Below are 26,223 nucleotides of genomic sequence, written 5' to 3' on the forward strand. Positions count from 1 at the left end.
GACGAAGGAACGAATCATGGTTTCTGACAACCGGTCCGGCTTCGCCGACTGTCTACTGTGGCCGCGCAGCGTAGCGGTGGTCGGCGCGTCCGGCGATCCGGCCAAGACGACGTCCCGGCCCCAGCGGTTCCTGCGCCAGGCCGGCTTCGACGGTGCCGTCTACCTGGTGAACCCCGCCCGCGAGGAGGTGCTCGGCGAACGCTGTTATCCCAGCCTGTCCGCGCTGCCCGAGGTGCCCGACCACGTGTTCGTGCTCACCAACGCCGAACCCGCGATCGAGACGGTGCGCGAGTGCGCCGCGCTGGGCGTTCCGGTGGCGACGATCCTCGCGAGCGGGTTCGGCGAGGAGGGACCGGCAGGCCTCGAACGGCAGGAGCGGCTGTGCGCGGCGGCCCGCGACGGCGGCGTGCGGCTGATCGGCCCGAGCAGCCTCGGCGTGGTCAATCCGCGTAACCACCTGCTTCTGACGGCCAATGCCGCGTTCGACGAGGAGCTGCTGGAGGGCGATCTCTTCGTGGCGTCGCAGTCGGGTTCGATGATCGGCGCGCTGGTGAGCCGTGGAAAGGCGCGGGGCATCGGCTTCGCCGGCCTCGTCTCGGTCGGTGGCGAGGCCGACCTCTCGATCGGCGCCCTGTGCGAGGCGACCGTCGACGATCCCGGCATCGCGGCCTACGCGCTGTTCATGGAGTCGCTGCAGCACACCGACGAGCTCGCGTCGTTCGCGCATGCCGCCCACCGGGCCGGCAAGCCCGTGGTGGTCTACAAGCTGGGCCGCTCCGAGGAAGCCGCGTCGCTCTCGGTGTCTCACACGGGCGCGCTCGCCGGGGAGGACAGCGAGGCGGACGCGTTCTTCCGCGCATGTGGTTTCACTCGGGTCGACCACCTGGAAGCGCTCATCGAGGCGCCGGCGCTGCTGCGCAACCTCCCGCCCGGGGGCGGCAGGCACGCCGCCCGCGTCGGCGTGATCACCACGACCGGCGGCGGGGCCGCGATCATGGTCGACCAGCTCGCGACCCGGGGCGTGCGGGTGGTGGCCCCGAGCGAGCGGGTGTTGGAGCGCTTCGCCGGGGCCAAGGCACCGGTGGCGCCGAACCTCATCGCCGACCTCACGCTCGCGGGAGCCAAACACGACGTGGTGCGTTCGGCGATCGAGATCATGCAGGACAGCGGGGAGTTCGACCTCGTGTGCTTCGTGATCGGCTCGTCGGCCCGCAACAACCCCGAGCTGGCGGTGCGGGCCATCGCCGAGTGCGCGGACGGCAAGGTCCCGCTCGTTGCGTTCGCCCTGCCCGATGCGCTCACGACGCTGCGGTTGCTCGACGAGGCCGGTGTCGCGGCGTTTCGCACTCCCGAGGCGTGTGCCGACGCCATTGCCGGAGCCCTCGGACGTACCGTGCCGACCGTGCGGACCGGCACCTTGCTCGGCGGAGGCACACCCGCGTCGTCGCGCGTGCTGGACGAGGCGGAGTCGGCGCAACTGCTGGCCGCGCAGGGGGTCGCGCGCGTGCCCTCGGTGGTGCTCGACGCGGCAGGCATCGCGGGGGATCTCACGCTGCCGTTCGAGTACCCGGTGGTGGTCAAGGCGCTGTCGGACAAGCTGCCGCACAAGACCGAGGCCGGGGCCGTGGTACTGGACATTGCCGACGCGGCCGGTGTGCGGCAGGCGGTGGCCAGGATCAAGGCGAGTGTCGCCGCCTACGACCCCTCGATCGAGGTCGATCGCGTCCTGGTGCAGCCCATGGCCGCGAAGGGCATCGCCGAGGCACTGGTCGGCTACCGGGTCAGCCCCTCGGCCGGACCGCTCGTGGTGCTCGCCGCGGGCGGCATCTACGCCGAGCTGTACTCCGACTCCACCGTCCGGCTCGCGCCGGTGGACGCCGACACCGCACGCGGCATGATCGCCGACGTGCGGGGCCTCGGGACCCTCACCGGTTTCCGGGGGGCCGAAGCCGGTGACGTCGACGCGCTCGTGGACACGATCGTCGCCGTCTCGAACCTCGCCGTGGACCGGCCCGACGTCGTCGAGGCGGAGGTGAACCCGCTGTCGGTCGGCCCGGTGGGCGAGGGAGCCATCGCCCTGGACGCCCTCGTGCGGGTCGCCGGCCAATCCTGATCCCAGCCCCAGGAAGGAGACCGTCATGCAGGTGACGATCACCAATCTCAGCCTCGCCTACGGCCGTTTCACCGCTGTGAACGGGCTCGACCTCACCATCGCCGACGGCGAGTCGATCGTCCTGCTCGGACAGTCCGGCTGCGGCAAGACCAGCACCATGCGCTGCATCGCGGGCCTCGAGGAGCCGACCGGCGGGCGGATCGCTATCGGTGACACCGTGGTCTTCGACCACGACACCGGCCGCTCCGTGCCGTCGTTCCGGCGCAACGTCGGCATGGTGTTCCAGTCCTACGCGGTCTGGCCACACAAGACCGTCCTGGAGAACGTGACCTTTCCGCTGCGGATGAAGAAGGTCAAGCGTGGCCCGGCCCGGGACAAGGCGATGGAGGTGCTCGGACTCGTCGGGCTCGACCACCTCGCCGAGCGCGGCGCCAGCCAGCTCTCCGGAGGCCAGATGCAGCGCGTCGCTTTGGCTCGCAGCATGGCGATGGAGCCGAGCGTGTTGCTGCTCGACGAACCGCTGTCCAACCTGGACGCTCGCCTGCGCGAGGACCTGCGGGTCGAACTGCGGCACATCCAGCAGGAACGCGGGCTGACGAGCATGTACGTCACCCACGACCAGCAGGAGGCGCTCGCGCTCGCCGACCGCATCGCGATCATGCAGGGTGGTCGGATCACGCAGCTCGGCACGCCGGAGGAGGTCTATGCGGCGCCCGCGAGCGCCTCCATCGCCAAGTTCATGGGCGTCACCAACGTGTTCGCCATCGGCAGCACGTCCGGCAACGGCGTCGAGCTGGCCGGCTTCCCGATCGCGTTGCCCACGGCCTCACCCGCACCGGCCAACGCCGACAGTGTGGCCGTGCGACCGGAGGACGTGCGGGTGCGCGCGGACAGCACCGAGGGCCGCGGCTTCGCGGGCACCGTCGCGGTGTCGGTGTACCAGGGGTCCTCCGTGCGCTACCAGGTCGCACTCGACAACGGTCCCACGCTCGACGCCGTGTGCCCAGCGGGCCCGGGCGCACTGGTCAGGGGCGAGCGGGCGCGGGTCGAGATCCCCGCCGAGGCCGTGCTGGTGCTGCCCGACGAGGTCGGTGCGGCACCGGCGAAGGAGGAGGTGGCCGCATGACCACGATGCAGAGCACGCGTGCGCAGGCACCTCCCGAAGCGCCGTTACCGGCGCCGTCGGCGCGGCGTCGCCGGTGGCGGAGGCCCCGTGGCCTGAGCAGCCTCCCGCTGCTGCTGGTGGTGGCGTTCCTGGTGCTCGTCCCCGCGGGTTTCGTCCTGCTCGCCGCGTTCAGTGTGGACATCCCCAGGCCGGGCAGTATCAACTTCGACCTGACGCTGCAGCACCTCGCCGTGTTCACCGAACCCGGTGTGCTGAAGGCGACACTGAACTCGCTGATCATCGGGGTCTCGGCCACCTTGCTGGCACTGCTGATCGGCGGCGTCCTGGCGTTCGTGACGGCGCGGACCGACATCCCGTTGCGGGGCTTCGTGTTCCTCATCGGACTGATGCCGCTGTTCCTACCGTCCTATGTGGGCGCGCTGGCGTGGTCGATCCTGGGCAGCCCCGTGGCCGGCCTGCTCAACATCGGCATGCGCGACCTCGGCCTCGACTTCACCGTCAACATCTACAGCATGGGCGGCGTCGTGCTCGTGATGGGCATGTTCTATGCGCCGTACGCGTTCCTGCTCATGCACAGCTCGATGTCGCTGATGAACCCCGACCTCGAGGACGCGGCGGGCGTGCACGGCGGCTCGACCTGGCAGATGCTCCGCAACGTCACCTTCCCGCTGGCCCTGCCCGCGATCCTGGGTTCGGCACTGCTGGTGTTCACCCACATCTTCGAGAACTTCCCCGTCTCGCAGGTGCTGGCCACCCCGGGGCAGATCGACACTCTGCCGACGTTCATCTACCGCCTCATGAACGCCTCCCCCTCGCGAGGCAACGAGGCAGCGGTGATGGCGGTGGTGCTCGTGATCGTGGTGCTCCTGGTGACACTCGGCCAGCGCCGGATTCTGGCCCGCCGCTCGTACACCACCGTCTCGGGCAAGGGGCTCAAGGCGCGGCGCATCTCCCTGGGTGGCTGGCGCTGGCCGCTGTTCGGGTTCGCGCTCGGGTACCTGTTGCTGGCGATCATCCTGCCGCTGGCCGCGCTCGTGCTGACGGCGATCCGTACCTCGCCGTACATGCAGTCGTTCAGCGACCTGTCGGCGCCCGGTGCGATCGACTTCGGCTCGTTCGGCCAGGTGCTGCGCTCGGACCTCTTCCTCGATTCGGCCGGCAACAGCGTGGTGGTGGCCGTCGCGTCGGCCGTGCTGGGCACCGTGGTCGCCTTCCTGGTCGGCTACACCGTGTACCGGACGAGGGCCAAGGCACGCGGCCTGCTCGAAGGGGTGTCGATGGTGCCGCTCGCGATCCCCGCGATCGTGCTCGGCATGGGTCTGTTGTGGACATGGCTGGTGATGCCGGTTCCGCTGTACGGCACTCTCGCGGTGCTCGTGATCGCGTTCCTGGCGGTGCAGATGCCGCAGGGGCTGCGGGGTATCGCGTCGTCGATCCAGTCCACGGAACGGGATTTGGAGGACAACGCCGTCCTGCACGGGGCACGGCGATCCCGCGCGGTTCTCTCGATCACGGTTCCCCTGATGCGGGTGGGCATCGCGTCGACCTTCCTCATGTTGCTGATGCTGAGCATGCGCGAGCTGACCGTGCCGCTCTTTTTGTACACATCGGAGACGCACATCCTGTCGATCACCATTTTCGACCAGTTCGAGAACGGTGGCGCCCTGCAGCAAGCGGCGGCGATGAGCGTCATCTACTGCCTGATCATGTTCGTGCTCTCCTACCTGCCTCGCCGGCTCGGGTCCGGCTCCATCACGCCCTGACGACCGAACCATCGCACTCACCGACGACAAAGGAGTTGAAACCGGTGCGCAGAAAATTGACGGTCGCATTCGCGGCAACGGCCTTGCTCGCCCTCACCACCGCCTGCGGCGGTGGATCCGCGGACTCGCCCACCAGCGAGGCCGCCCGCAATGAGGTCCTGCCGATGCCGGCCAAGATCGACACCTCGAACGGCCTCGTGATCGATGGCGAGCGGATCGCCGACAAGGAACTCTACGAGGCCGCCAAGAAGGACAAGGTCGTGCTGTACTCGGGCTCCGGCAAGGAGAGCGAGGACCTCACGATCGCGCGGTTCAAGGCCGAGACCGGCATCGACATCGAGCTCACGCGGATGCCGACGAACAAGCTCTCGGAGCGAGTCCTCAGTGAGCACGGCGCGAACCAGCTCGGCGCGGGGGTCGTGCGCGTCACCGATCCCCTCGTGGCGCAGCAGTTCGCCGAGCGGGGCGTGTACGTGCCCTACCGGCCGCCGTCGTACGACGAGCTGAGCAAGGCGGACAACGTCGTGTTCAACGACGGCCAGTACCTGACGGCGTACTACTCCGCCTACACCTTCGGGTACAACTCGCAGGCGGTGCAGGGCGCGGACGTGCCGAAGACGTGGTCGGATCTGCTCGACCCGAAGTGGAAGGGCAAGCTCGGCGTGGTGCACGCGGGTGCGGGCGGCACGGTGACAGCGCTCGCCGCGTTCCAGATCGACGCGTTCGGCGAGAACTACCTCACCAAGCTCGGCGCGCAGCAACCACGCATCTTCGACACCACGTCGGTGCAGCTGGAAGCGCTGGCGCGCGGTGAGATCTCGGTCGCCACGCTCGGCTTCAACAGCACCTACGGCGCGCAGGTGGCGGGCGCGCCGATCAAGCTGGTCGTGCCGGAGGATGGCGTATCCGGCTCGTTCAACCTGATGGGCCTCACCCCGGCAGGCGAGCAGAGCCCGGCCGCGAAGGTCTTCATCAACTGGACAATGTCGAAGGCGGGCCAGAAGTTCGCCGCGGCGCAGGGCTTCGTTCCGGCTCGGCCCGGCCTCGAGCCGACGCCGACGGGTGAGTACCAGCTGCCCGCCGCCGACTCGAAGCAGTTCCACCTCTTCACCCCGGAGGACGCTGCCGCGCGGTCGGCCGACACCATCCGGACCTGGAACAAGGCGTTCCACTTCACCGGCTGACGCGCCGCCGGCGTGTCCGCCGTTCCCGTCACCGTGTCGGCCGTTCCCGTCACCGTGTCCGCCGTTCCCGTCACTGGGGCTGCCGCCTGGCGCGCGTGACGACGCAACACGACGACGCAGACGGCACACACCCCGACGCAGACGGCAGACACGACCACGCCGGCGTCAGCTGAACGTGGCGAGGAAGGCGTCGCGGGCGTCGGAGGTCGTGTGCTGTGGCCAGAGCGCGTGCAGCGGGACGTGGGCCGGCGGCAGGAGTTCGAGCACCCGGACCCTGCCGCCGGCGGCCGGTCCCGGCGCGGCGGTGACGAAGGCGACGCTCGTCGTGCCGAGCACGGCGGTGACCGGCGGCGTGCCCTGGATCGGGTTGCGGTGTGTGCGTGGTTCGAAGCCCGCCGCGCGGCAGAGCCCGATGAGCAGGTCGGTGTAGCCGGACTTCCCGGGATGCCCCCACACTGTGATGTCCTCGTCGGCGAGGTCGGTGAGCTGGACGGCGTCGCGCTCGGCCAGTGGGTGGTCGGCGGCGACGGCGACGTGGAGCCGCTGACGCAGCACCGCGACACGGGCCAGGCCGTGGGCCGGGGTCATCGCGCGGCACAGGCCCAGGTCCAGCTCGCCGCCGACGAGTTGTTCGGTGAGCTCACGGGGGTAACGCTGGTTGACCTGCGTGGCCACGTCCGGATGGGTGTTGTGGAGCTGCCGGATCAGCGCGGTGACCTCGTCGCCGGTGACGGCCGGCGTGTGTCCGATGCGGAGGATCTCGCTTTCGCCCCGGCCGATGCGCCGCGCCCGCTGCAGCGCCGACCGGGCGACGCCATGCAACACCCGGGCGTCGGCGATCAGTGCTTCCCCGGCCGGGAGCAGGGTGACGCCGCTGGGTCCACGGGCGAGCAGGTCGACCCCGACCTGCCGTTCGAGGGCGCGAATCGACGTGGACAGCGCCTGCTGGGACAGGTGCAGCCGACCGGCCGCGCGGGTGAAGCTGCCTTCCTCCGCGACCGCGACGAGGTGGTCCAGTTTGTGCAGGTCCAGCCCCACCTCAGCCCCTTCCCCGGGCGTGCCGGGCGGAGAGCACCAGGTTGCCGGCGAGCGTCATGGACACCGTGAGGCCCATCCCGACCATCGCACCGCCCAGACCGAACAGGGGCGGCGTGGCCGCGAACGCCAGCACCACCACGGCACCGGCCAGCACGAGCACGGCCCGCTCGACGGCGCCGGTGCCGGTGAGCCGGTGCAGCACGGCCAGGACCAGCATCACCACGGCGACCGGAACGGCGACGGAGAGCGCGGCCGCCTGCTCGCTGACGTGGGCATGGTGGGTGGCCGCATCGACCGTCACGCCCAGGCCCGCGCCCACCGCCGCCAGCGCCGCGAACACCACGAAGTGCCCGTAACCCCACGTCAGCGCCGTGCGCAGGCTGCCGAGGTGCGCTTCGGCACCGGTGAAGTAGATCCACCACAGCGCGAACACGAGGACGAGCCCACCCGCCGCCACGAGGACGAGCGGCACCGACACACCGGACGCGCTCACGGCGGACTGGACGGCAGTGAGGCTGGCGAGGATCACCTCACCGAGCACGATGATCGTGAACAGGCTGTAGCGCTCGGCGATGTGCCGGGGATGCCAGTGGGTCTGCCCGCCGCGCGCCTCGGCCCAGGCCGGCACCGCCAGCTCGGCGAGGACCAGCACGACGAACGTGATGCCCGCCCACATGCCGGGCGCCCACAGCCGGGCGATCCAGCCGACCTGCACCACGGCGATCCCGGCCGCGTAGCGCAGCGCCGTGCCCCGGCCTTCCGGATGCTCGGCCGCCGCGCGCAACCATTGGGCGATCAGCGCCACACGCATCAGCACGTAGCCGACGACCACGAGCGTGAAGTCGAAGTGCTCGAACGCCGCGGGCACCCCGGCGGCCAGCACGAGTACGCCCGCCATCTGCACGAGGGTGAGCAGGCGATAGGGCACGTCGTCGGTGTCGTAGGCCGAGGCGAACCACGTGAAGTTCATCCACGCCCACCAGATCGCGAAGAACACCGACAGGTAGCCGACCAGCCCGTCCGCCAGGTGGGCCTCGGCGATGGCGTGGTGCAGTTCGGCGGCTGCCTTCGCGACCGCGACCACGAAACACAGGTCGAAGAACAGCTCCAACGGCGTGGCCGCGCGGTGTTCCTCGCCCGGATCGCGACCGTTCATCAGCCGTCGCCACAACCCGGCCGAAGCTCCCGACGCCGCCTGCTCAGTCATCTGCTCATCCTCCCGGCCCACCATGACCAGTCCGAAGCCGGCGGGCAACCCCCTGCGCCGCCCGCCGGCCGCCCCGATCCGACGGTCAGCGCGTCGTGTAACCGCCGTTGGGGAACATCGTCTGGCCAGTGAACCACCAACCCTCGGTGGCCAGGAACGTGATGATCGGGACGATGTCCTCGATCCGGGTGAGCTGGTTGCCCATGGCCTGCGACTTGTGGAACTCGACCCGTTCCGGGGTCTCCTGCGGGTAGAAGAACGGCGTGTCCATGGGCCCCGGCGCCACCACGTTGACCGAGATTCCCCGGTCGGCGAACTCCTTCGCCGCGGCGCGGGTGAAGTGCTCGAGTGGCGCCTTGCCGCCGGCGTAGGTGGAGTAGCCGTCGGTGAACGCCGCCAGCAGCGACGTGCCCAGGCTGATGATCTTGCCGTGGTCGTTGAGCCGGCGGCCGGCCTCCTGGATGAAGAAGTACGCGGCCTTCGCGTTGATCGCGAACATCCGGTCGTACTCCTCTTCGGTGGTCTCCAGGATCGGCTTGCGCAGGACCATTCCGGTGGTGTTCACCGCGACATCCACGCCGCCGAAGCTGTCCACCGCGGTGTCGAACAGCCGCCGCACGTCGGCGACCCGCGTCAGGTCTCCCTGGACCGCCACGGCGTCCGATCCGGCGGCCTTGATCGCGTCGACGGTCTTGTCGGCGTCCGCGGCGGAGGCGTCGCCGTGGTAATGCACGACGACCTTGGCGCCGGCCTCCCCCAGCGTCGTGCCCAGCAGACCCCCGAGGTTCTTCGCGCCACCACCGATGACGGCCACCTTGTCCCGCAAGCTCGTGTCCGGCATGGTTCCGCTCCCTCCGCTCGATGTCTTCGCGACACCGACCGTAGGAACGGCGCGCGCGGCGGAGGAAACACACGATCCGGGTGGGGGCACAAGCCCGATGGATAGGCGCAGGACCAGCCGGACAAGCACGCGCCGAACATCACCCGGGCGGGTGTACGGCGGCTGACGCACGGGGTCTCGTACTTGACACGGATGTAAAGTAGCGCGCGCTCGTTCGGACTCAACGAAGAGAGAACGTCACGTGAAACGCTTGCCTTTTCCGCGCCCCCGCACGGCCGGCGCACTGACCACTGCCCTCGTGGCGCTGCTGTGCAGCCCGATCTCCGCTGCCGCGGAACCGGCACCGCGGCAATGCCAGGAGGTCGACGTACCGGTGACCATCAACGTCGCCATGCCCGTGCACGCACACGGCACCCTGTGCACACCGGCCGGCGCCCAGCCCAGCACCGTCCAGGTCCTGCTGCACGGCGCGACCTACAACAGCACCTACTGGGACTTCCCCGTCCAGCCCGAGCGTTACTCCTACGTCCGCGCCGCGAACGAGCGCGGGTACGCCACGTTCAATGTCGACCGGATCGGTTACGGCGGCAGCACGAAGGTGCCGAGTGCCACGCTCACCGCCCTGGCGCAGGCCGATGTGGCCCACCAGATCGTCACCAAGCTCCGCAATGGCCACATCGGACCGACCGCGTTCCGGAAGGTGGTCCTGGTCGGACACTCGGTAGGCAGCGGGATCGCCGCTATCGCCGCGTCGCGATACCGCGATGTGGACGGTCTCGTGCTCACCGGCATGACGCACCACTTCTCACCGACGCAGGTCGCCCAGGCCCTGCTGCGGGATCTCCACCCGGTGACGCTCGACGAGACGTTCCGGTCGAAGGCGGACCCGGGCTACCTCACCACCAAACCCGGTGGCCGGGAACGGCTCTTCTACGCACCTGGGGACGCCGACCCGGCGGTGATCGCCGCCGAGGAGAAGACCAAGGACATCGCGAGCGTCACCGAGATCGCCGACGCCTACGCGATCGGGTTCACCACCCCGATCACCCGGGCCGTGGACGTTCCGGTGCTGGTCGCCGTGGGGTCGCACGACGCGATCTTCTGCCAGGGCCTGCTGAGCAGCCCGTGCCATGACTCGGCCACGCTGCGGGCCGGCGAACGCCTGTACTTCTCCCCGGACACGCCGCTCGAGGCGACGGTCATCCACGGCTCCGGCCACGACATCGCACTGTCCGAAAGCCACTCCCGGCGCGCCCACGCCACGCTGCTCGACTGGGCGGACCGCTCGGTGGGAACGTGAAGCGGCCGGACGGCGGCCGCATGCCGACCGTCCGGCCGCCCAAACCCCTAACCCGGCTCGGCGCTCAGGGCCTCCCGGTACTCGGGCGCCGGCCGGTGCGGCACCAGCAGTGAGCCGACCACACAGATGGCGACGTTAAGCCCCAGGCCGATCAGCCCGAGCGGGATCCCCAGCGGCTGCTCCACGTCGAGCACGGTTCCACCGCCCGCGAGCAGCGCGCCCGCGAGCATGCCCCAGAACACCGGGCCCGCGGCGAGGCGGCGCCAGTAGATGCCCAGGATGAACGCCGGTGCGATTTGGACGATGAGCTCGAACTTCAGCACGAAGATGGCGTAGAGGGTGCCGGGCGGGTTCCACGCGATCAGCAGCAACACCGCGACCGCGGCGATGCCCGCGATCTTGCCGACCAGCACCTGCTTGCGCTCGGAGGCGCGGGCGTTGATGTGCCGCCCGTAGAGGTCGCGCGACACCACCGACGAGAAGCTCAGCAGCGCGGAGTCCGCTGTGGACACGATGGCGGCCACGATCCCGCCGAACATCAGGATCATGATCACGTAGAAGAACGGGCCGATGTCGGCCACGCGGTTGGCGATCATGCCCACGAGCTGTTCGGACTGGCCCTCGGACAGGTCGGGGAACAGCTGAATGCCGATGATGCCCACCACGAACACCACACCCGTGGTGACCAGCGGCATCCACGCCATGATGGCGAGCGAGCGCTTGAGCGTCCGTTCGCTGCGGGCGGCGTAGACGCGCTGGATGGCGTGCGGGTACACCGAGGCGCCGAAGCCGATGAGCAGCAGCATGGACAGCCAGTTCACCGACGTCTCCGCCGGCGGCACCACGATCTTCTCCGGCTCGTTGGCCAGCAGGTAGCTCGTCACGTCGCCGAGGTCGCCGCGCACCAGGTACAGGGCACCGACGAGCAGCGCGCCGATGCCGACCAGCAGCGCGATCCCCTGCATGACATCGGTGAGGGCGACCGCGCGCATCCCGCCCATCCACGAGTAGACGAGCATCACGACGACGAACGCGATTACACCGAGCTGGTATGGGACGGTGTTGCCGGTCAGCCCCGAGATGGCATGGCCCATCGCCACCAGCTGCTCCAGCAGGTAGTTGGCCAGACCCCAGAGCATGAGCACGACCACCAGCAGCGACACCGGCGCCGATCCGAAGCGGTGCCGCACCCAGTCGGTGGGCGTGATGAACGATTCCCGCTTCGCGATGACGTACAGCCGCGGCGCGAACAGCAGGTAGCCGACGATCACGGCGATCATGAAGCCGACCGACTGCCACCACGAGAAGCCGGATCGGTAGGCCTCCGGCGCGTAGCCGACCACCGAGTTCCCGCTGTACTGCGTAGCGTAGAGGGTGAAGAACAAGGTGACGAAGCCGAGCCCGCCACCCGCGAGGTAGTAGCCCTTGGCGCTCTCACGGACGTTCGGCTGCTTCCGGCCCGCGAAGTAGCCGATGACGAGCATGAGGACGGCGTAACCGACCAGCACGATCACGCCGCTGGTGCCGGCGAAGGTCAGGTTGTCCACGTCGACTCCTCCTCGGCGCGCCGCTCCTCGTCCGGCTCGGCCAGATTCCAGCGGCGCAGGCACACCCAGCTGGTGAACGCGGCGAACAGGAGGGTGGCGACGACGGAGATCACCATCCAGTACGGCAGCCCGAACACGAGTGGTCGCACCGTGCCGCTGGGCAGGTACAGCGGTACGGAAGCGACCATGAGCAGCACCATGACCGCCCAGATTCCGGGGCGGCGGATGGGTTCGACGAGGGTATGGGGTGCGGATCGGCGTTGATCCATGGAGAGCTCCTCAGTGAGCTGGGGAACGGGGTTGTGCGGCGGCTCGATTTCGCGAGGGGCTCAGACCACCTCCGGCAGTGGTCCGCCCGGTGGCCGTCGTCCCGTGCGCACGCCGCCGGTCGCCGGCGCGTTTCCGTCCTCGCGCACGCTCGCACGAGCGGTATCGAGTGCCACCGCGGGTCCGCGGTCGGCGGTGCGGGACATCGGACCACCTCACTCAAGTTGTATGCAATCTAGCGAGGTGATCGGCACCAGACAACCGTCCATCCCAGGGAAATGCGGCCGAGCCGGAGGATCGTATACAACCGGGCCGCCCGGGTACTCGGCCCGGACGGCGGGCCGGGGGCTGATCGGCCTGCCCGCCGCCATGGCGGCGCTGCGACACCGCGGGTAGCGTCAGCTCATCCCCATGGCCCGGCACGCCCAACGATCACGGACACGCGGGAGATCACCATGACCGGATCGGTCCACGTGGTATGGCCCAGAGACCGGAGTACGACATGAAGGCCGCGGTGCTGACGGCGTTCGGTGGCCCCGAGATGCTCGACGTCCGTGAGGTGCCGGACCCCGTTCCCGGCGACTGACAGGTGCTGGTGCGCGTCACCGCGGCGGCGATGAACAATACGGACATCTGGACGCGGGAAGGCGCGTACGGGACCTCGGAGGATCCCGCCGCGAAATCGGGCTGGCGCGGTCCCGTCGAGTTCCCGCGCATCCAGGGCGGCGACATCGTGGGCGTGGTCGAGTCCGACGGCCCCCTCACCGGACGGCGCGTGCTGGTCGATCCCGCGTTCTACGACGCCCACGGCCATCCCGTCGGCTTGCTCGGCAGCGAGGCCGACGGCGGATTCGCCGAGCGCGTCGTCGTGGCGGCCGACCGTGCCCACGACGTCACGGAGTCACCACTGTCCGATGAGGAGCTTGCCTGCCTGCCGGTCGCCTACGGCACGGCGATGGGGATGCTCGAGCGCGGCGGCATCGCGTCCGGGGAGACGGTGCTGGTCACGGGTGCGTCCGGCGGCGTCGGGGTGGCGCTGGTCCAGTTGGCCACGGCCCGCGGCGCGCGCGTGATCGCGCTGACCACGGCGGCGAAGAGCGATCGGGTGGCCGAGGCCGGAGCGGCGGTGACGGTCGATCGGAACGAACCGATCGGCCCGGCGCTGCACGCGGCCGCCCCGGACGGCCTCACGGCCGTCCTCGACGTCGTCGCCGGCCCGACCCTGCTCGATGTCCTGCCGCACCTGCGCGACGGCGCGCGGTGGGTGGTCGCCGGAGCGCTGGGCGGCCACACCGTGTCCCTCGATGTGCGCCGCCTCTACCTGCACAACATCGCGATCATCGGCTCGTCGATGCACACGCCGCGGCACTTCGACCTCCTCGCCGAGGAGGCGCGCCGTGCCACGATCCGACCACCCATCGCCGCGACCTACGACCTCGCCGACATCCACGCCGCCCAACGCGCGTTCGTCACCCGCCGGCACGTCGGCAAGATCGTCATCCGGCCGTGAGGCGGGTCCGCGGCCGCGGCGCCCGGAACGAGGCCCAACACGCCGTCGACGGCTCGGCCGGCGTCTCGACCAGTGCGCGGTGGGGCGAAGGCAAGGCCCTGTCCGGCGAGGTAATCGCCGTTGGCTGTCTCTTCCGGCGGCCCTGACCACGTCACGACCCTGGCGGATGCGCGTGAGCCGGTGCCGAGCCTGTGCCGCGATCCAGCCACTCACGGAACACGAGCACACACGAAAACACCCCCGTGACCTGTTCGCGCAGGTCACGGGGGTGTTTGCCGTGGTGTGGCGGGTGAGGGATTCGAACCCCCGAAGGCAGTGCCGGCTGATTTACAGTCAGCTCCCTTTGGCCGCTCGGGCAACCCGCCGGAGCCGGAGTGCGTCCGGCCGAGCTACAGAGTACCCAAGACCCCCGGCCCGGCCGCCAGCGGGGTTCCCGGTGGCTAGGCTGGGGCCAACCAACCAGCGACAACGAGGTGTATGACGTGGCGGATCCGTCGTTCGACGTGGTGAGCAAGGTCGACCACCAGGAGGTGGACAACGCCCTCAAGCAGACGGCCAAGGAGCTGTCCACGCGGTTCGACTTCCGGGGCACCGGCGCCAAGATCGAGTGGTCGGGCTCGGACGCCGTGACCATCGAGGCCGAGACCGAGCAGCGCGTCAAGGCCGCTGTCGACGTCTTCAAGGAGAAGCTGGTCAAGCGCGGCGTCTCGCTGAAGGCGTTCGACGCGGGCGAGCCCGCCGTCTCCGGCAAGGTCCACAAGGTTCACGGCAAGATCATCGAGGGCATCGCCACCGACAAGGCCAAGCAGATCGCGAAGTTCATCCGCGACGAAGGCCCCAAGGGCGTGCAGGCCCAGATCCAGGGCGACCAGCTGCGCGTGTCCGGCAAGAAGAAGGACCACCTGCAGGACGTCATCTCGCTGCTGAAGAACAAGGACTTCGGCATCGCCCTCCAGTTCACCAACTACCGGTAGCCCGGCATCACCCCACTACCGGCACACCGGCGTGGGCGGCCTTGGCGAACTCGTCGTCGATGAGCACCGCCGCGCGCCCGGCCCGCTCCAGCAGCGAGGCCGCGGCCGCGGCGCGGTAACCGCTGCTGCAGTGCACCCACACGGCACCGTCCGGCAACTCGCCGACGCGCCCGGACAGCTCGTACAGCGGAATGTGGACCGCGTCGCGGACGTGCGCCGCCTCGAATTCCTTGGGGTTGCGCACGTCGAGCACCACCTCCGGGGCCGGCCGGGCGGTCCCGCCGCGCCAGGCAGCGGCGAGGTCGGTGAACGTCGCCGTGTCGAGACCCCGCACCTGCTGCGGGTCCGCGGCGAGGTCCTCCGGTGATCCCGCCGCCGCGGCGGCGAGCCGGTCGATGCCGATGCGGGCAAGCTCCCGCTGGGCATCGGCGACCTGCTCCGAGGTCTCGCCCACCACGGTGATCGGCGCGCCCCAGTCGATCATCCAGCCCAGCCACGTGGCCATCGACCCGTCCAGGCCGAGGCTGACGGTCCCCGCCAGGTGCGAGCGCACATATGCCTTGCGCGAGCGGAGATCCACCACCCACTCGCCGGCCCGCAGCCGCCGCCTCAGCTCCTCGGGCTCGGCGAGGTCCGGCTTGCGCAAGTCCAGCGGCGCGGGCCCGGCGGTGTTCCGGACGCCGAGGTGCGCGTAGTACGCCGGGTAAGCGTCCAAACCGGACAGTGTCTGCTCGACGAACTCCTGTTCCGCCAGGGTCAGCGCCGGGTTGCTCTGCTTCTGCTCGCCCAGCGTCGCCGCGTCGGCGTGCGACTGCGTGGCCGAGCAGAAGCTGCCGAACCCGTGCGTCGGCCAGATCTGCACGCCGTCGGGAAGCAGGTCGGCGAGCCGGTGCGCCGACGCGTGCTGCCGCCGGGCCAGCTCCTCGCTGTGTCGCTCGCCGAGCAGGTCCGTGCGCCCCGTGGTGCCGAACAGCAGTGACCCGCCCGTGAACACGCCGACCGGACCCTCCGCTCCGTCCAGCACGTACGACAGGTGGTGGAACGTGTGACCCGGCGTGGCGAGCGCCCGCACGCGCATGCGGTCCGACACCTCGACGACCTCCCCGTCCCGCAGGCCCCGGTGCGGGAACGGCGCACGGTCCTCTGCGGCCAGCGCGTACTCGGCGCCGGTCAGCCGGGCCAGCTCCAGGCCACCGGAAACGTAGTCGTTGTGCACGTGGGTCTCCAGCACCAGCGCGATCCGCACGCCGAGCCGCCCGGCGACGGCCAGCACGCGGTCGATGTCGCGCTGGGGATCGACCACCGCGGCCACCTCACCGTCACCGGCCAGGTAGCTCCGGTCGCCCAGCGACGAGGTCTCGATGACCTCCACGGTCAGCTCACCGGCAAGCATGTGGTCGACGTCGGCTGTCATCGTCGGCTCCCCTCTCGGCGACCGGCACCGCGCCTTCCGGCTACCCGGCCGGCTCGTCGTGGGAACTCGAACGGCACGGGTGTGAAGCATTGGCCATGCACCATCACATCGTGTTGTAATCCCCCGGTCACCGTCCGGATCCGGGGGTTGCTGTGCGCAAGGCGTTCGTCCTCATGCTCTGTCTGCTCACGTTCACGGCGGTCGTGCCGACGGCTGCCGCGCAGGCTCCGCAGCGGACGTTGTTGCACGACGGCTACGGCGCCTACCCGCGACTCATCCGGATCGAGCACGGCGGCCTGCTGCGGGACGGGCGCATCCTGGCCTCCCTCACCAGCAAGGACCACACCGGCCACTACACGCCCATCTACGAGAGCCGCAACGACGGGCGCAGCTTCCGGAAGGTCGGCGAGGTGCGCGACCCCGAGGGCCACGCGGGCATGTGCTGCGGCACACTGTTCGAGCTGCCGCGACCCATCGGCGAGCTGCCCGCGGGCACCCTGCTCTGGGCCGCCAGCTACCGGCAGCAGGCCGGCGAGAACCGGCGCATCGGCATCCGCGTGTGGGCGAGCCAGGACCTGGGCCGCTCGTGGACCTTCCTCTCCGAGCCGGTGCGTTCGCCCAGCTACGGCGGCGTGTGGGAGCCCGAGTTCAACGTCGACGCCCACGGCACCCTCTGGATGCACTACGCCGACGAGACCGAGCCCGGCCACTCGCAGGTGCTCAACCGGGTGTCCACCGTCGACCTCGTGCACTGGACGGCGGAGCAGCGCACGATGGCCATCTCGCCGCAACGCGTGCGGCCGGGTATGCCGATCGTGCGTACCCTCCCGGATGGCCGCTACTACTTCGGTTACGAGATCTGCAACTACGGCGACCGGTTCTGCGACCCGTACTTCAAGATCTCCGCCGACGGCGCCGACTTCGGTGACCCGGCCGCGCCCGGCACCCGGATCGGCACCGCTCACGGCAACCACTTCCAGCACGCGCAGACGGTCACCGTGTTCCCGGGCGGCCCCACGGGCACGCGGCTGCTCATGGTCGGCCAGATCTACGTCGACGCGCGCGGCGAGCCGCTGCCCGGCAACGGGCGCACCCTGCTCGCCAACGACCACCTCGGCGAAGGCCCGTGGTACGAGGTGCCCGCTCCCGTGCAGGTCGACGCGCCGTACGACCACCCGTGCCCGAACTACAGCTCGACCCTGCTCCCGGTGGACGACGGGGAGTCGGTGCTGCAGGTCGCGGCCGACCGGGTCGGCGGCAGCTGCCGGGCGTTCTTCGCGACCGGACCCGCGTACTGACGGCCCGCGATACCCTGGCCGGGCTATGCGAGCCACGGTCGAGGGAAACGGGGTAGCCGGATGAAGGGAATCGTGCTGGCGGGTGGCAGCGGCACTCGCCTCCATCCCATCACCCAGGCGATCTCGAAGCAGCTTCTCCCGGTCTACGACAAGCCGATGATCTACTACCCGATCTCGGTGCTCATGCTGGCCGGGATCCGGGAGATCCTGATCATCTCCACGCCCACCGACCTGCCGAACTTCGAACGGCTGCTCGGCGACGGCAGCCAGCTCGGCATCGAGTTCCGCTACGCCGAGCAGGCTGCTCCGAACGGCCTCGCGGAGGCGTTCGTCATCGGCGCCGACTTCATCGGGGACGACGACGTCGCACTCATCCTCGGCGACAACATCTTCTACGGCCAGGGCTTCTCGCGGACCCTGCAGACCGAGGTCGCGGACCTCGACGGGTGCGTGCTGTTCGGCTACCCGGTGAAGGACCCGCAGCGCTACGGCGTCGGCGAGATCGCCCCGGACGGCAGGCTGCTCTCGATCGAGGAGAAGCCCGAGACGCCGAAGTCGAATCGGGCCATCACGGGCCTCTACCTCTACGACAACCAGGTCGTGGAGATCGCGCGGGGACTGAAGCCGTCGGCGCGCGGTGAGCTCGAGATCACCGACGTCAACATGACCTACCTGCGGCAGGACCGCGCGCGGCTGGTGGAGCTCTCCCGTGGGTTCGCGTGGCTCGACACGGGCACGCACGACTCGCTGCTCGAGGCGGCGGAGTTCGTGCAGGTGATCGAGCACCGGACCGGCGTGCGCATCGCGTGCCTGGAGGAGGTGGCCCTGCGGATGGGCTATATCGGGCCCGATGAGTGCTACCAGTTGGGCGCGAAGCTCGCCAAGAGCGGCTACGGCGATTACGTGATGGACGTCGCGCGGGCCGCGGGCGCCGGCGACTGAGCCGCGCTCGGCCGGGCCGGGGGCGCAACTCGTCGCGAACGGCGGACACGGCGACCTGGGTGGCCGACACGGCTACCTGGGCGGCGCACACGGCACGTGCGCTCAGTACGGGCGGCGGGCCATCTCCTCCAGCCTGCGCACGCGGTCGGCGATCGGCGGGTGGGTGGAGAACAGCTGGGACAGGCGCTCACCGGGCCGGAACGGGTTGGCGATCATCAGATGCGACTGCGAGACCACCTTGGGCTCCGGAGCCAGCGGCAGCGCGCGGGTGCCCCGCTCGAGCTTGCGCAGCGCCGAGGCCAGGGCCAGCGGATCGCCCGTCAGCTCGGCACCGGAGGCGTCGGCCTGGTACTCCCGTGAGCGGCTCACGCTCATCTTGATCACCCCGGCGGCGATGGGGCCCAGGAACACGAGCAGCAGTGACACGAGCGGGTTGCTGCCGCCCTCGCGGTTGCCGCCGAACATGCCTGCGAACATCGCCATGTTCGCCAGGAAGCTCACCACGCTCGCCAGCGCGCCCGCGACGCACGAGATGAGGATGTCGCGGTTGTAGACGTGGGACAGCTCGTGGCCGAGGACGGCGCGCAGTTCCCGCTCGTCGAGCAACGCGAGAATGCCGGTGGTGCAGCACACAGCGGCGTTGCGCGGGTTCCGGCCCGTGGCGAACGCGTTGGGCGCCTGCGTCGGGCTCACGAAGAGCCGCGGCATCGGCTGCCGCGCCGTGGTGGCCAGCTCGCGCACGATCCGGTACATCGCAGGCTGTTCCGCCTCCGACACGGGTCGCGCACGCATGGCGCGCAGGGCCAGCTTGTCGGAGTTGAAGTATGCGTAGCCGTTCACGGCCAGCGCGATCAGCAGACCGATGAACAGGGCGCCCCGGCCGAACAGCCCGCTGACCCCGATGATGATCGCGCTCAGCAGACCCAACAGCAGGGCCGTCTTGAGTCCGTTGCGGTGCTTGTGCACCTGCTCTGCCTCCCTTCGAAGGACGCACCGTCCGGAGACGACCTCCACTAATCCCAACGCCCGGGGCGCCGGGCAAGTTCCTGGTCCGCCGTGTACGAGTCGAGCTGGAGCGACTCCGGCCTTACGGTCGCAGGCATGGACCTAGGGCTACAGATACCCGACTTCACCTGGCCGAACGGACCCGCCGCACTCGGTACGGAGCTCGCCGACGTGGCCCGCAGGGCCGACGAGGCCGGCTTCGCCTACCTCGCCGTGATGGACCACTTCTTCCAGATACCCGTCGTGGGCCCCAGCGAGCACGACATGCTGGAGGCGTACACCACACTCGGCTTCCTCGCGGCCCACACCGAGCGCGCGCGATTGCTCACCGTCATCACCGGCGCCTTCTACCGGCACCCCGGTCTGCTGGCGAAGGCGGTCACGACACTCGACGTGCTCTCCGGGGGCCGCGCGATGCTCGGCGTGGGCGCGGGCTGGAACGAGGAGGAGTCGCGCGGGCTCGGCTTCCCGTTCCCGCCGCTGGCGCAGCGTTTCGAACTCCTCGAGGAGGCGCTGCAGTACTGCCTGCGAATGTGGTCGGACGACGACGGGCCGTTCGCCGGCAAACACGTCACCGCCGAGCGGTTGCTCAACGTGCCCCAGGCTTTGTCCACCCCACACCCGCCGATCATGATCGGCGGCGGCGGCGAGAAGAAGACGCTGCGGCTCGTGGCGCGGTACGCGCAGGCGTGCAACCTGTTCGTCACTGACGAACTGGAGCACAAGCTCGACGTCCTGCGCGGCCACTGCGCGGCCGAGGGCCGCGACTACGACGACATCACGAAAACCGCCTACCTGACATTGGACGCCGGGGAGAACGGCGAGCAGGCCGACGCCCTGATCGCCGAGCTGCGCAGACTGCGCGGGCTCGGGATCGACGCCGTCCTCGGCAGCGTTCCGGAGGTCCACGACCCGAAACGGCTGGAAATTTTCGGACAGCGAATCATTCCGGAGGTCGCGGCTTTGTGACCGGCTGATCCATTTTCCGGCTCTCCACCTTTCGGCGGGCGAGTGCGTTGTTCACCGACCAGCGCATTCGTCCGCCTGCTTTTTTCTCCAGTTATCACCACTCGGTAAATCCCGTAACGGACGCCTGCCCGGCCGCGAATTCGCAGAAGAGTCGCGGCCGCCGGGTGCGGGCGGTGCGCGGGAGGAGAGCCAGATGAAGATCAGTGTCTTCGGGCTCGGCTACGTTGGCTGCGTTTCCGCTGCCTGCCTCGCAGGCCGTGGTCACGACGTCATCGGCGTCGACGTCAACCCGGTGAAGGTGGAGCTCGTCAACGCGGGCAAGGCACCCGTCGTCGAGGAGCGCATCGGCGAGCTCACCGCGGAGGTGGTGCGGTCGGGTGCGTTGCGGGCGACCACGGACGTCGCCGAGGCGATCGCGCACTCCGACGTGTCGCTGGTGTGCGTGGGTACGCCGTCGGCGCCCAACGGCAGCCTCTCCACCGCGTATCTCGAGCGCGTCTGCGAGGAGATCGGCTCCGCGCTGGCGGGCAAGGACAGCAGGCACACGGTCGTCATCCGCAGCACGATGCTGCCCGGCACGTGCCTGGGCCTGCTCGGGCCGATCCTGGAGAAGACCTCGGGATTGACGGCGGGCGTCGACTTCGGACTCGTCGTGAACCCCGAGTTCCTGCGCGAAGGCAGCAGCGTCAAGGACTTCTTCGACCCGCCCAAGACGGTCATCGGCGAGTTCGACCCGGCGAGCGGGGACGCCGTCGTACCGCTGTACGAAGGCCTGCCCGGGGAGGTGTTCCGCGTACCGATCCCGGTGGCCGAGATGACGAAGTACGCCGACAACGCCTTCCACGGCTTGAAGATCGGCTTCGCCAACGAGATCGGCGCGATCTGCCGTGCGCTCGGCGTCGACTCGCACCGCGTGATGGACGTCTTCCTCGCCGACCGCAAGCTCAACGTCAGCCCCGCCTACCTGCGGCCCGGGTTCGCCTTCGGCGGCTCGTGCCTGCCCAAGGACCTCCGCGGCCTCGTGCACGCCGCGCACCGGGCCGACGTGTCGGTGCCGATCCTGTCGCACGTGCTGCCGTCCAACGAGGAGCATCTGCGCCGGGCGTTCGAGCTCGTCACGCGCACCGGCAAGCGCCGCATCGGCCTGTTCGGACTGTCGTTCAAGCCGGGCACCGACGACCTTCGGGAGAGCCCGCTCGTGGAGCTCGCCGAGCGGCTGCTGGGCAAGGGCTACGACCTCCGGATCTACGACGGCAACGTGAGCCTGTCCCGGCTGATCGGCACGAACCGCGAGTACATCGAGAGCAGGCTCCCGCATCTGGGGCAGTTGCTGGCCGAGTCGGTGGACGAGGTGCTCGCCCACGCGGAGGTCTGTCTCGTCGGTTCCCGGGACCCGGCCGTGCTGGCAGCGCTGCCGAACGCCGGCGATCGGGTGGTCATCGACCTGGTCCGGTTGCCCGGCGCCGAGCGGCTCCGTAGCGAGGAAAGGTATGTCGGCCTTGCCTGGTAGCACGAGCAGCAGGACAGCGTTGATCCTCGTCGAGAACCTTTCGGTGCCGTTCGACCGCCGGGTGTGGCAGGAGTGCACCACTCTGCGGGACGCGGGCTGGCGGGTGCATGTGATCTGTCCACAAGGTACGAACCGGGACACCGAGCCGGAGATCGTCCTCGACGGCGTGGCCATCCACCGGTACCCGTTGCGAGCGGCGATCGGCGGCCCCGCCGGGTACGTCAGGGAGTACGGCTCGGCGCTGTGGCACACGTTCCGGCTGGCCCGCCGGGTCGGTTCGGTCGACGTGGTGCACGCCTGTAATCCGCCCGACCTGCTCTTCCTCGTCGCGCTGCTGCACAAGCGCCGCGGTGCCCGGTTCGTCTTCGACCAGCACGACCTCGTGCCGGAGCTGTACCTGTCGCGGTTCTCCCGCGGCGAGGACCTGCTCTACCGCGGGGTGTGCGCGCTCGAGCGGATGACCTACCGTGCCGCCGACATCGTGCTCTCCACCAACGAGAGCTACCGCGAGGTCGCGTTGGCGCGTGGCGGCAAGGCCGCCGAGGACGTCTTCGTGGTGCGCAGCGCGCCGGTCGTCGAACGGTTCCGCACGGTACCACCGGAGCCCGAGCTGAAGCGCGGCAAGCCGCACCTGCTCTGCTATCTCGGGGTGATGGGGCCCCAGGACGGCGTGGACTACGCGCTACGGGCGCTGGCCGCGTTGCGCGACGACCTGGGTCGCGAGGACTGGCATGCCGTGTTCATCGGCTCGGGGGACACGTTCGACGACATGACGCGGCTCGCGCGGTATCTGGGGCTGGACAAGCACGTCGAGTTCACCGGCCGTATCCCCGACGCCGATCTGGTGCGTTATCTCTCCACCGCGGACATCTGCCTGTCACCGGACCCGGCCAACCCGCTCAACGACGTGTCCACGATGAACAAGGTCATGGAGTACATGGCGATGGGCAAACCCATCGTCTCCTTCGAGCTCAAGGAGGCCCGCGTCTCGGCGGGCGAGGCGGCCGTGTACGCGCCGGGCAACGACGTGCGGGAGTTCGCGAACCTCACCGCGCGGTTACTGGACGATCCCGGTGAGCGAGCGCGGATGGGCGAACTAGGGCGCGAGCGCGTCACCGGTGCGCTGTCGTGGCGGAATTCCGCGACCGCACTGCTCGCCGCGTACGAACGGGCGTACGCAGGTCGCGGTTCGAACAAGAAATCCGTTGATCTGTAACCACTGTATTCGGCACTGCGACGGTGTTCGTGAAACACCGATCCGGCCACAGTTTTTCGAAGGGGGATTCGGCCGTGGATGACGACCCCGTGCGTTTGTCGATGGTCGGACGAGTACTGCGCAGACGCTGGCGGCCGCTTCTCCTGCTCGCCGTCGCCGGCGCCCTCGTCGGCGTGCTCGCGTCGGTGTTGTTCTCGCCTGGATACCGCACTTCGGCCGGCGTGGTGCTGCAGGGCCCGCGCGAGCAGGAGGAGCTGCGCACCGAGGCGCAGGTGGCGATGAGCACCGTGGTGCTCGACCGCAGCGCCGACGCGCTGGGCTGGGACACCGACGGCGTGGGGCTGCGCGACTCGGTGGAGGCCGAGGTGATGGACGGCAACGTCATCCGCATCACCGCCACCGCGGACAGCCCCGAGCAGGCCCGGCAGCTCGCCGACAGCGTCGCCGACCAGTACGTACAGTTCTCCGTGCAGCTCGCCGCCAACAGCGCCGAGGCGTCGGCGGCGGTGGCCCGGGAACAGCGGGCGGCGCTGCGGCGGGCCATCACCGCGACCAACGAGCGCATCACCGACCTGCATGCCTCCGCCGAGGGCGCGACGACGGTCGAGAGCGTGCAGGCACGCACCGAGCTGGCGGCGCTGCGCACCCAGCTGGCGCAGGCGATGAAGACCCTCGAGGAGTCCGAGGGCGCGGCGGGCCAGGGCCAGCTCGTCGTCCTGGGCTCCGCTCCCCTGCCGGACGGACCGGCACCGCCGACGATGCTGCAGTTCGCCGCGGGCGGGGCGGTGCTGTTCGCGTTGCTGGGCCTGCTCGGCCACCTCGTCGCGGCTCGCGGCGACCGGCGGCTGCGGGAGGAGGCGGAGATCGGCGCGGCGCTGGGCGCTCCCGTGCTCGCCGCGGTCGACTTTCCGGCAGGCCGCGAGTCTCAGACCGGCGCCGGCCCGGCCTGGGCGCGCACGCTGCGCCGGGTCCTCGTCGGCGACCTGCCGTGGAACGTCGACCTGGTGTCCGGCGCCGGTGACGAACAGGCCCGGCAGGTACGCCTGCACCGGGTGCTCGACCGGCTCGAGCGGTCCGTTCGCCACCGCGGCCGGATCCTGCTGCTGGTACCCCACGACGACGTCACGGCACGGCTGGCGGCCGTCGAGCTCGTCGCCGCCGCTCACGCCGGCCGCCGCCGCGCGGCGGGCCCGCTGGAGATCGTCAACATCCGTGCCGAGCGGCCCACGGTGCCCGGCGGCGACGACGTCGCCGGCGTGCTCGTGGTGCTCAGCACGGGAACGCGAACCGGCTGGGAACTGGTGAGCGTCAGCGAGGCCACCACCGACGCCGGCCACGAGGTGCTCGGCGCAATGGTCGTGCACCGCGCCGTGCCGGAGCGCCCGGCCCCTGCCGGGCGGCACAGTTCGACCGAGGCGACCGACCCCGAGGCGATGGCGGGTTCAGTGTGATGACGAGCAAGGACAATTCCCCAAGCCAGCCGTTGCTCGACGTCGAGCGCCTGCTGACGGCGATCCGGCGCCGGCGCCGCCTGTGGACGGCCGTGGCCCTGCTCGGCCTGCTGGTCGGCGCCGGGATCGCGGTGTTCCTGCCGCCGCCGCCCACGGCCACCATGCGGGTCCTCGTGATCCACGAGGACGACCAGCCCTCCGACGCCGGAACGCTGGTGTCCACCGACGTCGCGATCCTGCAGACCACGCGGATCGCCCGGGCCGCGGTGGAGGATCTGCGCAGCACCGAGTCGCCCGAGGACTTCCTCGAGACCTACGAGGCGACCCCGCTGACCAACAACGTGTTCGAGGTGAGCGTGGTCGGCACCAGCGATGCCGACGCGGTGCGCCGGGCCCAGGCGATCGGGGACGCGTTCGTCGCAGACCACGTCCGGCGCGTGCAGGCGGCAGCCGACGCGGAGGCGCAGGCGGTGCTCGACCAGCGCGATCGTGCCCAGCAGGAACTCACCGGCGTCGACGGCTCGATCGCCGCGGCCGAGGCGGGCGAGGGCAACCCGGCGACGCTGGAGACGCTTTACGCACGGCGGGCCGAGCTCGTCTCGCGGATCTCCAACCTCACCGACCAGGCCGAGGACGCGGGCATCGGCGCGCCGCGCGTCGAGGCGGGCACCCAACTCGTCGACGCGCCGCGGCCCGTGGAGTACTCGATGCTCACCGCGGCGGCCACGAACGGCGCCATCGGCCTCGCACTCGGACTCGCGGCGGGGCTGGCGCTGGCGCTGGTGCTGGGTGTCGCGCGGGATCGTCCGGTGTGGCGGGCCGACGTCGCCGAACACCTCGGCGCGTCCGTCGTCGCGTCGCTGCCCCAGCGGCCATCCGGTCCCGCCCGGCTGTGGCGCCGGACCCGGGCGGTGCGGCAGCGCCACCGGGTCGCGGGCACGCTGGCCAGGCTGGTCCGCGGCGGGCACGAACCGGTGTCACTGCTCGAACTCGGCTGCGCCCGCACCACCGCCGAGCTCGCCCTCGACGTGGCCACGGAGCTGGCCGCCGACCGTGCGGTGGTGATCGTCGACGACCTGCCAGGCGACGGGATCGCCGCACTCCTCGAGCAGGGCGGGCACGAGCGGATCCGCGTCGTGGCGGCACCCGGCGATCCGCTGCCGGAGGAGCGCCTGCTCGGCGTCGGGTCCGTGGGGCCGGGTGCGGCGTGGACGGACCTAGCCGGCCTGGGCGGGGAGACCGTGCTGGTGGTACGCGCCGGATACGCGACGACGGACTGGCTGCACACCGTCGCCCGGCAGCTCGCCGACGGCGGCATCGCCGTCCTCGGCGTCGTGCTGGTGGACGCCGACCCCAGTGACCACTCCGACGGCACGCTGTGGGACGGACTGCACACCGCGCTGCGTGGCCGCTGGCCGAGCTCGTCCGATATGGACATGGTGACCGCCGAGCTGCCGTACCACCACGAGAACGGCCGCTCGCACACCGACGACATGCCCACCAAGCGCTTCACCCCGGTGCGCTACGGCGACGGGGAGGGACGCTGAC

21 protein-coding genes and 1 tRNA gene are annotated in these 26,223 nt (G+C 70.2%); 14 read left to right on the forward strand and 8 right to left on the reverse strand.

The genetic code is table 11. The features are described from left to right. Window positions 1–16: 16 nt before the first annotated feature. Genes ACFSZT_RS01135 through ACFSZT_RS01150 form a run of 4 tightly spaced genes read left to right on the forward strand, consistent with a single transcriptional unit; the run spans window position 17 to window position 6,186 of the window. Window positions 17–2,113, forward strand: a complete 2,097-nt coding sequence (locus ACFSZT_RS01135; protein ID WP_377387355.1) for an acetate--CoA ligase family protein — start codon at window positions 17–19, stop codon at window positions 2,111–2,113. 25 nt (window positions 2,114–2,138) lie between these two features. Next, complete coding sequence (locus tag ACFSZT_RS01140) at window positions 2,139–3,239, forward strand: ABC transporter ATP-binding protein (RefSeq protein WP_377387358.1); 1,101 nt, start codon at window positions 2,139–2,141, stop codon at window positions 3,237–3,239. Then, a complete protein-coding gene (locus ACFSZT_RS01145; RefSeq protein ID WP_377387361.1) occupies window positions 3,236–5,002 on the forward strand; it encodes an ABC transporter permease in 1,767 nt (588 codons plus the stop codon). The genes ACFSZT_RS01140 and ACFSZT_RS01145 overlap by 4 nt, the downstream gene beginning before the upstream one ends. Window positions 5,003–5,046: 44 nt before the next feature. Continuing rightward, on the forward strand, window positions 5,047–6,186 hold the full coding sequence (locus ACFSZT_RS01150; RefSeq protein WP_377387364.1) for an ABC transporter substrate-binding protein: 1,140 nt from the start codon (window positions 5,047–5,049) through the stop codon (window positions 6,184–6,186). Window positions 6,187–6,351: 165 nt separating this feature from the next. Here ACFSZT_RS01150 and ACFSZT_RS01155 read toward each other — a convergent pair whose 3' ends face one another. From ACFSZT_RS01155 to ACFSZT_RS01165, 3 genes are all read right to left on the reverse strand, one after another. Further along, a complete protein-coding gene (locus ACFSZT_RS01155; protein ID WP_377387367.1) occupies window positions 6,352–7,224 on the reverse strand; it encodes a LysR family transcriptional regulator in 873 nt (290 codons plus the stop codon). Between the two features lies 1 nt (window position 7,225). Further along, complete coding sequence (locus ACFSZT_RS01160) at window positions 7,226–8,431, reverse strand: low temperature requirement protein A (RefSeq protein ID WP_377387370.1); 1,206 nt, start codon at window positions 8,429–8,431, stop codon at window positions 7,226–7,228. Between the two features lie 85 nt (window positions 8,432–8,516). Beyond that, window positions 8,517–9,272, reverse strand: a complete 756-nt coding sequence (locus ACFSZT_RS01165; protein ID WP_377387373.1) for an SDR family oxidoreductase — start codon at window positions 9,270–9,272, stop codon at window positions 8,517–8,519. A 250-nt stretch (window positions 9,273–9,522) separates the two neighbouring features. Between ACFSZT_RS01165 and ACFSZT_RS01170 the strand changes: the two genes are divergently transcribed. Continuing rightward, entirely contained in the window at window positions 9,523–10,572 is a 1,050-nt protein-coding gene (locus ACFSZT_RS01170; protein ID WP_377387376.1) for an alpha/beta hydrolase, read from the forward strand. Window positions 10,573–10,619: 47 nt separating this feature from the next. Here the strand turns inward: ACFSZT_RS01170 and ACFSZT_RS01175 are convergent, their stop codons facing one another. After that, window positions 10,620–12,119 carry a sodium:solute symporter family protein gene (locus tag ACFSZT_RS01175; RefSeq protein ID WP_377387379.1) on the reverse strand — a complete coding sequence of 500 codons (1,500 nt, stop codon included), beginning with the start codon at window positions 12,117–12,119 and terminating at the stop codon, window positions 10,620–10,622. Beyond that, entirely contained in the window at window positions 12,107–12,388 is a 282-nt protein-coding gene (locus ACFSZT_RS01180; RefSeq protein ID WP_377387382.1) for a hypothetical protein, read from the reverse strand. The genes ACFSZT_RS01175 and ACFSZT_RS01180 overlap by 13 nt, the downstream gene beginning before the upstream one ends. A 593-nt stretch (window positions 12,389–12,981) precedes the next feature. On the opposite strand from ACFSZT_RS01180, the gene ACFSZT_RS01185 reads away from it, so the two are divergent. Beyond that, a complete protein-coding gene (locus ACFSZT_RS01185; RefSeq protein WP_377387385.1) occupies window positions 12,982–13,896 on the forward strand; it encodes a zinc-binding dehydrogenase in 915 nt (304 codons plus the stop codon). Window positions 13,897–14,179: 283 nt separating this feature from the next. On the opposite strand, the gene ACFSZT_RS01190 is transcribed toward ACFSZT_RS01185, so the two are convergent. Next, window positions 14,180–14,261, reverse strand: a tRNA-Tyr gene (locus ACFSZT_RS01190). 117 nt (window positions 14,262–14,378) lie between these two features. Between ACFSZT_RS01190 and ACFSZT_RS01195 the strand changes: the two genes are divergently transcribed. Next, window positions 14,379–14,870: a YajQ family cyclic di-GMP-binding protein gene (locus ACFSZT_RS01195; RefSeq protein WP_377387388.1), complete on the forward strand. Its 492-nt coding sequence runs from the start codon at window positions 14,379–14,381 to the stop codon at window positions 14,868–14,870. Between the two features lie 7 nt (window positions 14,871–14,877). Here ACFSZT_RS01195 and ACFSZT_RS01200 read toward each other — a convergent pair whose 3' ends face one another. Continuing rightward, window positions 14,878–16,284 carry an MBL fold metallo-hydrolase gene (locus ACFSZT_RS01200; protein WP_377387390.1) on the reverse strand — a complete coding sequence of 469 codons (1,407 nt, stop codon included), beginning with the start codon at window positions 16,282–16,284 and terminating at the stop codon, window positions 14,878–14,880. A gap of 152 nt (window positions 16,285–16,436) precedes the next feature. Between ACFSZT_RS01200 and ACFSZT_RS01205 the strand changes: the two genes are divergently transcribed. Beyond that, window positions 16,437–17,582 carry a sialidase family protein gene (locus ACFSZT_RS01205; RefSeq protein ID WP_377387392.1) on the forward strand — a complete coding sequence of 382 codons (1,146 nt, stop codon included), beginning with the start codon at window positions 16,437–16,439 and terminating at the stop codon, window positions 17,580–17,582. A 60-nt stretch (window positions 17,583–17,642) separates the two neighbouring features. Continuing rightward, window positions 17,643–18,524 carry a glucose-1-phosphate thymidylyltransferase RfbA gene (gene rfbA / locus ACFSZT_RS01210; RefSeq protein ID WP_377387395.1) on the forward strand — a complete coding sequence of 294 codons (882 nt, stop codon included), beginning with the start codon at window positions 17,643–17,645 and terminating at the stop codon, window positions 18,522–18,524. 102 nt (window positions 18,525–18,626) lie between these two features. Here rfbA and htpX read toward each other — a convergent pair whose 3' ends face one another. Beyond that, a complete protein-coding gene (gene htpX / locus ACFSZT_RS01215; RefSeq protein WP_377387398.1) occupies window positions 18,627–19,490 on the reverse strand; it encodes a zinc metalloprotease HtpX in 864 nt (287 codons plus the stop codon). Between the two features lie 135 nt (window positions 19,491–19,625). Here htpX and ACFSZT_RS01220 point away from each other — a divergent pair, with 135 nt between their 5' ends. The 5 genes from ACFSZT_RS01220 to ACFSZT_RS01240 all read left to right on the forward strand — a co-directional run bounded on the left by ACFSZT_RS01220 (window position 19,626) and on the right by ACFSZT_RS01240 (window position 26,222). Beyond that, window positions 19,626–20,498, forward strand: coding sequence for an LLM class F420-dependent oxidoreductase (locus ACFSZT_RS01220; RefSeq protein ID WP_377387401.1), 873 nt, complete (start codon window positions 19,626–19,628; stop codon window positions 20,496–20,498). A gap of 193 nt (window positions 20,499–20,691) precedes the next feature. Beyond that, complete coding sequence (locus ACFSZT_RS01225) at window positions 20,692–22,008, forward strand: nucleotide sugar dehydrogenase (RefSeq protein ID WP_377387404.1); 1,317 nt, start codon at window positions 20,692–20,694, stop codon at window positions 22,006–22,008. Beyond that, window positions 21,989–23,224: a glycosyltransferase family 4 protein gene (locus ACFSZT_RS01230; RefSeq protein ID WP_377387407.1), complete on the forward strand. Its 1,236-nt coding sequence runs from the start codon at window positions 21,989–21,991 to the stop codon at window positions 23,222–23,224. The genes ACFSZT_RS01225 and ACFSZT_RS01230 overlap by 20 nt, the downstream gene beginning before the upstream one ends. A 74-nt stretch (window positions 23,225–23,298) precedes the next feature. After that, window positions 23,299–24,675: an exopolysaccharide biosynthesis protein gene (locus tag ACFSZT_RS01235; protein WP_377387410.1), complete on the forward strand. Its 1,377-nt coding sequence runs from the start codon at window positions 23,299–23,301 to the stop codon at window positions 24,673–24,675. After that, window positions 24,675–26,222, forward strand: a complete 1,548-nt coding sequence (locus tag ACFSZT_RS01240; RefSeq protein ID WP_377387413.1) for a Wzz/FepE/Etk N-terminal domain-containing protein — start codon at window positions 24,675–24,677, stop codon at window positions 26,220–26,222. The genes ACFSZT_RS01235 and ACFSZT_RS01240 overlap by 1 nt, the downstream gene beginning before the upstream one ends. Window position 26,223: the final 1 nt, after the last annotated feature.

This window comes from Prauserella oleivorans, from assembly GCF_042685745.1.
Lineage (GTDB): Bacteria > Actinomycetota > Actinomycetes > Mycobacteriales > Pseudonocardiaceae > Prauserella_A > Prauserella_A oleivorans.